Origin of the sequence: Blautia sp. CAG:257, assembly GCF_000433815.1 — a bacterium.
Taxonomy (GTDB): Bacteria; Bacillota; Clostridia; order Lachnospirales; family Lachnospiraceae; genus Blautia_A; species Blautia_A caecimuris.
In genome coordinates this window covers 1-1,624 of the sequence record NZ_HF999048.1, presented here as the reverse complement: position 1 = coordinate 1,624, position 1,624 = coordinate 1, and the positions used below count along the sequence as shown (strand labels likewise).

General features: G+C 35.0%; 2 protein-coding genes. Both read left to right on the top strand.

What is annotated here, in order from left to right; genetic code table 11:
• Positions 1-140 precede the first annotated feature (140 nt).
• On the top strand, positions 141-1,391 hold the full coding sequence (locus QVP40_RS06735) for a Fic family protein (RefSeq protein ID WP_008977276.1): 1,251 nt from the start codon (positions 141-143) through the stop codon (positions 1,389-1,391).
• 84 nt (positions 1,392-1,475) lie between these two features.
• Positions 1,476-1,624: DUF4869 domain-containing protein (locus QVP40_RS13875; RefSeq protein ID WP_442852284.1), on the top strand; the 149-nt coding region annotated here is incomplete at its 3' end.

The following is a 1,624-nucleotide window of genomic DNA, read 5'->3' as shown; positions in this document are numbered from 1 at the left end:
CTGGATCCAAAGATGCGAGAGGAAACCACAACTCAGACAGTAGATGTGCCGGATGATGTGGATGCAGAGCTGCTTGCAAAAGTATTGGCAAATCCGGAAATGAAAGCACTATTGGCTTCGTTGGCAAAGGCGATGAAGTAATGAAAAATAGTGAAATTTTAGTGGAAAATTCGATGTGCAGAATTTTCAGCAAGTTAAAATATAAAACAGCAGTTTTTATCCAACTATTGAAAGTTTCATCCAAAATGGGGTATAATATGGACGAAAGAACAAAGGAATGGATGATAAACCTAAGGAAGGTAGGTGTAGAGGTGAGAAAGTTTGATTATATGAAATTAGCAGATAGATTGTGGGATGGAGAAGTCGTGTCATATATTGCAAAAATTCATGAATGTAAAGGGCGTCAGGAATTATTTACAAGGCAGAAGCCGGTTGAACTGGAGCGTTTGATAGAAATTGCACGTGTACAGAGTACAGAGGCATCAAATAAAATAGAAGGTATTGTTACAACAAGTACACGTATTAAACAGCTTATGAATGAGAAAACAACACCTAAATCACGAGATGAAAGTGAAATTGTTGGATATCGTGATGTACTTAATACCATTCATGAGAGTCATGATTTCATACCAATTAGAACAGCATATATTTTACAATTACATCGTGATTTGTTAAAACATGCAGGTCTTTCCTATGGAGGTCAATTTAAGAATACACAGAATTATATCAATGAGACAAAGGCTGATGGAACAGTAGTAACAAGATTTATTCCGTTGTCACCGTATGAAACGGAACAGGCAATAGAGGCAATTTGTGAAAGTTATAGAAGAACATTGGCAATGGAAACGGTTGATCCGTTGATTTTAATTCCAACATTTATTTCTGACTTCCTTTGTATCCATCCATTCAATGATGGAAACGGAAGAATGAGCAGATTACTGACTTTATTGCTTCTGTATCAAAATGGATATGAAGTTGGAAAGTATATCAGTATAGAGAAGCAGATTGAAAAAACCAAAGATGCGTATTACGATGTATTGGAACGAATTGATTATGGATGGCACGAGGAAGAGAATGATCCAACTCCTTTTATTAAGTATATGCTTCAGGTAATTCTCGCTTGTTACAAAGAATTTGAAGAGCGAGTTGGATTGATGTCAGAAAAAAATAGAAGTACGGTATATGATGTTGTTAAAAATTATGTAACTGAAAAAATAGGTAAATTTACTGGTGCGGAGGTTATCGCAGCATGCCCGATTGGTAGTCGATCAGCTGTTTTAAATGCATTGAATAAGCTTACAAAAGAAGAGATAATTGTAAAGTGCGGTTCAGGGAGGGGAACGTTCTATGTACGGAAAGATGCTATGGAAAATGAGAACCTTCCCCAATAGAGGTGATATTATTCATAATATGTTGGAATATGTTGATATTGCTGGAGAGTATGTTTAAATCAGGTAAATGCCCGAAAAGTCTTAATGAAAATCACAATATACGAAAAAAAGGAAGGGATTTTAATGCTGAATATTTATTATGGTGATATGAAAGAAGCTGTATATAATACATCGGCTTATTTTAAATATGATTATGAAGATAGTTGGATTGTAGATCCTTTTGTGAAAGAAAT